The sequence below is a fragment of the Lutibacter sp. genome (genome assembly GCF_041562875.1).
In the GTDB taxonomy this organism is placed as follows: domain Bacteria; phylum Bacteroidota; class Bacteroidia; order Flavobacteriales; family Flavobacteriaceae; genus Lutibacter.
The window spans coordinates 1-5,123 of the sequence record NZ_JBFFOE010000141.1 but is presented as its reverse complement, the minus strand read 5'-3'; the positions used below and the strand labels follow the sequence as shown (position 1 = coordinate 5,123).

The window sequence follows — 5,123 nt, the reverse complement described above, 5'->3', positions numbered from 1 at the left end:
TGCTCAATTTCAAATTGTTTTAAAGATTTAAATAAAGGTGTTAACTTTTGGAATCCAAAGTTACGAGCATCAAAATTTGGTTGTTTCTTTAAAAGAAGTGAACCTACATCGCCCATAAACGCCCAGCCATCATCATCAGAAGCGTCAGAAACTGAATTTTTAAGTAACTGAATTACTTTTGGTGTAATTTTATCTAAACTTTCTTTTTTATGCGCTCTAATTCCATCCTGATTATCGTCTTCAGTTTCTAAAATTTCCAAATAAATAAACTTATCACAAGCAACAATAAAAGGATTTGGAGTTTTCTTTTCTCCAATTCCATAAACTACTAAACCCTCTTCTCTAAGTCTAGTGGCTAATTTTGTAAAATCACTGTCTGAAGAAACCAAACAAAAACCATCTACTTTTTCCGAATATAAAATATCCATTGCATCAATAATCATTGCTGAATCTGTAGCGTTTTTCCCAACAGTATAGCCATATTGTTGTATTGGAGTAATTGCATTTTCAAGTAAAATGGTTTTCCATTTTCCTAATTGAGGCTTGGTCCAATCTCCATAAATACGCTTTATAGTTGGTGTTCCATATTTTGCAATTTCCTCCATCATTTCTTTAATATATTTTGAAGGAATATTATCACCGTCAATAAGCACGGCTAATTTTATATCTTTTATCATAATTTAATTCTAATTTATAAAGGTACAGAAAAATATGTTTCTTTTATTTATCTTAAAACCGATTCTTTTTTTTCGAATTATAAATAGAATGTATCTTTGAAAATAAAATTTTATTTAATGAAATTTACACATATTTCTTCGGAAGAATTTAAAATAAATACATGGTCTGGCGGCACAACAACGCAACTTTTTATCTATCCGCCAACAGCAAATTACCAACAACAAAATTTCAATTTTAGGTTGAGTTCTGCCACTGTTGAAATAGAAGAATCTACTTTTACTTTACTCCCAAGAGTTTCAAGAAAATTAATGATTTTAGAAGGAAATATCACAATTAATCACAAAAATCACTATTCAAAACAACTTAAAAAATGGGATATTGATTCTTTTGAGGGAAATTGGGAAACATCATCTATTGGAAAATGTACCGATTTTAATTTAATGACTATGGGAAATACATCTAGTGACTTGTATTTATTAAAACTAATAGAGGGAAAAAACAATAATTATGAACTTGAAGATAAATGGGATTGGATTTTTATATATGTTGTTGGTGGAAAATTAGATGTAAACATAAAGAATCATCTTCAACATTTAAAAACTGGCGATTTATTTGTTATAAAAGATATGATATCTTCAATAGCTAAAATTACTTGTTCTGAAAATAGTGAACTAGTTATATCTAAAATTAAAATTTGATTGATTAAAAAAATCTATTTTTGTATTTCATATGGAGGAAGAAAACAAAAAACAAGAACACCCAAACAGTCCACTACACGGTATTAAGTTGGCAGAAATTGTGCAATATTTAGTGGCTACATATGGTTGGGAAGAATTAGCAGTAACTATTAATTTAAACTGTTTTAAAAGCAATCCCACCATAAAATCTTGTCTTAAATTTTTAAGAACAACGCCATGGGCGAGAACTAAAGTTGAAAATTTATATTTAAAATCAATTATGTCAAATAAGAAATAATGACTCTTATTCATCGCTTTTTATCTTTTGTAAAACCAAATTACGATTAAAAAAAAGAAGCCATAAAAATGGCTTCTTAATTAGTTACTTTTATTGGGCAACAATGGTTTATTATAATAAAGCTTGGTTTACTTTTTAGATAATAAATCTCTTATTTCAGTTAATAAATCTTCTTGAGAAGGTCCTTTTGGTGCTTCTGGTGCAACCTCAACAGGTTTTTTAGTTTTATTGTATGCTTTAACAATAATAAACATTACAAAACCTACAATTAATAAATTAATAATGGTGTTTATCCAGGCCCCGTAAGCTATTACCGCTCCTCCCGCTTCTTTAGCAGCTGCCAAAGTTGCATAATCATTACCGTCCATAGCAATGTGAAGGTCAGCAAAATCAAATCCTCCGGCAAAATAACCAACAAATGGCATTGCAATATTATCTACAAAACCTTTGATTACAGCACCTAATGCTCCTGCCATTATAACTGCAACTGCAAAATCAATCACATTACCAGTCATGATAAAATTTTTAAATTCTTTTAACATTTTTTTTATTTTTAATAATTAGACATGGCAAGATACTAAATTAACAATTATTTAACAATTCTTTTAACTCGCTGTGAAATTGATGTCAATAATTCATAAGGGATGGTGTTTATTGCTTTTGCCAACGCTTCAATATGTTGTTGGTTTTTATAAATTAAAACTTCATCACCTTCATTACAATTAATATTAGAAACATTTACCATGATCATATCCATACAAATATTCCCAATAATGGCTGCTTTTTGGTTGTTTATATAAACATAACCAACACCATTACTAAATTGTGTTGAAAATCCATCAGCATACCCAATTGGTATGGTAGCTGTTTTCACAGTAGAAGTTGCTTTAAAAGCTCTATTATAACCAACGGTTTCACCTTCTTCAACAGTGTGTATTTGAGAAATTACTGATTTTAAAGTAACAACATTTTTTAAGTTGGTGGTTTCCTTTTCTTCATTCCCAAAACCGTATAATCCAATTCCTAAGCGTACCATATCAAACTGAGCTTCAGTAGTATAATTCAGTATTCCTGAAGTATTTAACATGTGTTTAAATGGATTGTTATTTAGCTGGCTAATTAATTCATTAGAGAGTGAATTAAAGGTGTTTATTTGTTGTAAAGTAAATTCACGCTCATCTAAATCTTCGCTTGCTGCAATATGTGAAAAAATAGATTTTATAAATAGTTCTTTTTGATTGTTTACTGTTGATGATATTTCTAAAATATCATCATTAGAAAATCCTAATCTGTTTAAACCTGTGTTAAATTTTAAATGAATTGGATAATTTTGAAGTTTTAATTGTTTTGCGTCTTCAACAAAAGATTTTAGTAAATTAATTGAATAAATATTGGGTTCTAATTGGTATTCAACAATTTTTTGAAGATTGTATTTTTGAGGATGTAATATAATGATAGGTTTTTTAATACCGGCATTTCTTAAGGCTATACCTTCGTCTAAATAGGCAACGGCATAATAATCTGCTTTAGATTCTAAAAATTTAGCAATTTCAATTGAACCACAACCATAACCAAAAGCTTTAATAACTACTAAAACTTTGGTGTTTTTATGAAGTTTAGATTTAAAATAATTGAAGTTAAATTCAATGGCATTTAAATCTATTTCAAGAACAGTAACGTGGTTATTCTCCATTGTTATTTTGCGCTTCCTTTTTGTTTTTTTCGGCACGAACAGCTTTGTAGTATGCGGCACGACTTAAAGGTTCATATTCTTGTGTTTCGCCTAGCATTACAAGTTCATCACCAGCTGCAGTTCTATGGCTATAATGAGCTAAATTTCCAGTTCTTGTGCAAACCGCATGTACTTTTGTAACATATTCTGCAGTTGCCATAAGTGCAGGCATGGGTCCAAACGGATTACCTTTAAAATCCATATCTAAACCAGCAACAATAACACGAACACCACGATTTGCTAATTCATTGCAAACAGCAACAATACCATCGTCAAAAAATTGCGCCTCATCTATACCAACAACATCAACATCATTTGCTAAAATTAAAATATTTGAAGATGAAGGTACTGGTGTAGATCTAATTTCATTAGCATCATGTGAAACTACCATTTCTACGTCGTATCTAGTATCAATGGCAGGTTTAAATATTTCTATTTTTTGCTTGGCAAACTGCGCTCGTTTTAACCTACGAATCAGTTCTTCTGTTTTACCAGAGAACATGGATCCGCAAACTACTTCAATCCAGCCAAATTGTTCGTTATGATTTACTGTATTTTCAAGAAACATTTTGTAATTTCACGCTTGAAAGGTTATTGTAATTTTTTTATTTCAAACAATTGCAATAAAAATTAGTATTACATTCGTTTAGTCATTAATTTAAATCCGGAATCTATGATACCTGATTTCTTACAAATTTATTAAAAATAATACATCAAAAACGATTTAATAAAGCAACTTATGCACAAAAAAATAAAAGCCGAATTAGTAAGTCTGGCACACAGTATTTTACAATTGGAAAATAATGATGATATTAGTGTACTTCATAAAAAAGCACAAGAAATTTATGAAAAACTTTCTGTGCTGAAGTTTGTTGATAAAAATATGAATAGTGAATCCAATTCTGTTGAAACCAGTAAAGAAATTGTTGATAGAATAGAACCTTCTTTTGAAGAAGAAAAGGAAACATCTTCTAATTTAATTGAAGTTATAGAAGATGTTGAAAAGCTTGAAATGTTATTAGACAAACAAATTGAAGAGGTATTTGATATTGAAAATACCATCTTAAAAGATGATGAAAAAGAAGTTTTTTCAGTTCTAAACTCATTAGAAGAAGAACTTAAAGATGCAATTTCTGCAGATGTTGCAACTGAAATGTTTGAAAGAGTAACTAAAGAAAATCCAGTTATTGAAGAAATTTCAGAAAATAGACAACGCTCCTTAAATGATACCCTATTTAAAAATAATTTGCAAGTTGGTTTAAATGATAGAATCGCTTTTGTGAAACATTTATTTGAAGGAAATCAAGAAGATTTTAATCGGGTATTATCACAATTAAATTCGTTTAAAAACGAAAATGAAGCAAAAGATTTTATTCAAAAAATGGTTAAACCAGATTATGATTGGAGCGCCAAACAAGATTATGAAGAACGATTAATTATTTTAATTGAGCGTAAATTTTTATAGCGTTAATGAATTCTGATGCAATTGAAAAAGAGTTAAAAAAAAGATTAGAATTTGAATATTCTTGGGGACGGAAACAAGTTGACACCTATGATAAAGAAACTAATTTCATATATAAGATAAGCTCATTTGATTTACTGTTATTAGAAATTGAAACCAAATTCAATAGCGATTCAGAATATAACGATTTAAAAAATTATGCCTTAAACAGGTGGTTTAATTTTTGGTCGGCAAAAGCAGTAGAAAGTATTTTTTGTGAACATGAAAATGTGAACC

Annotated in this window: 7 protein-coding genes and 1 pseudogene; 4 read left to right on the top strand and 4 right to left on the bottom strand. The window is 29.1% G+C overall.

Annotated features, from left to right (window positions below; all coding sequences use genetic code 11):
* Window positions 1–677, bottom strand: a 677-nt coding sequence (locus ABY863_RS12750; RefSeq protein WP_372795429.1) for an NYN domain-containing protein, incomplete at its 3' end; no start/stop codon positions are given.
* 117 nt (window positions 678–794) lie between these two features.
* Here ABY863_RS12750 and ABY863_RS12745 point away from each other — a divergent pair.
* Window positions 795–1,376, top strand: coding sequence for a HutD family protein (locus ABY863_RS12745; RefSeq protein WP_372795427.1), 582 nt, complete (start codon window positions 795–797; stop codon window positions 1,374–1,376).
* A gap of 31 nt (window positions 1,377–1,407) precedes the next feature.
* The gene (locus ABY863_RS12740; protein ID WP_372795425.1) at window positions 1,408–1,653 is read left to right on the top strand and encodes a VF530 family DNA-binding protein; all 246 of its coding nucleotides are present in this window, start codon (window positions 1,408–1,410) and stop codon (window positions 1,651–1,653) included.
* Between the two features lie 128 nt (window positions 1,654–1,781).
* Here the strand turns inward: ABY863_RS12740 and mscL are convergent, their stop codons facing one another.
* From mscL to ABY863_RS12725, 3 genes are read right to left on the bottom strand one after another with little or no spacing between them, the layout of a single operon-like run.
* Complete coding sequence (gene mscL, locus ABY863_RS12735; RefSeq protein WP_372795423.1) at window positions 1,782–2,195, bottom strand: large conductance mechanosensitive channel protein MscL; 414 nt, start codon at window positions 2,193–2,195, stop codon at window positions 1,782–1,784.
* Between the two features lie 47 nt (window positions 2,196–2,242).
* Window positions 2,243–3,346 carry an alanine racemase gene (gene alr / locus ABY863_RS12730; RefSeq protein ID WP_372795421.1) on the bottom strand — a complete coding sequence of 368 codons (1,104 nt, stop codon included), beginning with the start codon at window positions 3,344–3,346 and terminating at the stop codon, window positions 2,243–2,245.
* Window positions 3,336–3,953, bottom strand: a complete 618-nt coding sequence (locus tag ABY863_RS12725; protein WP_372795419.1) for a thymidine kinase — start codon at window positions 3,951–3,953, stop codon at window positions 3,336–3,338. Before ABY863_RS12725 ends, alr begins: the two co-directional genes overlap by 11 nt.
* 171 nt (window positions 3,954–4,124) lie before the next feature.
* Here ABY863_RS12725 and ABY863_RS12720 point away from each other — a divergent pair, with 171 nt between their 5' ends.
* Window positions 4,125–4,850: a hypothetical protein gene (locus ABY863_RS12720; protein ID WP_372795417.1), complete on the top strand. Its 726-nt coding sequence runs from the start codon at window positions 4,125–4,127 to the stop codon at window positions 4,848–4,850.
* A gap of 5 nt (window positions 4,851–4,855) precedes the next feature.
* Window positions 4,856–5,123: pseudogene (locus tag ABY863_RS12715) on the top strand (hypothetical protein); the annotation flags it as partial.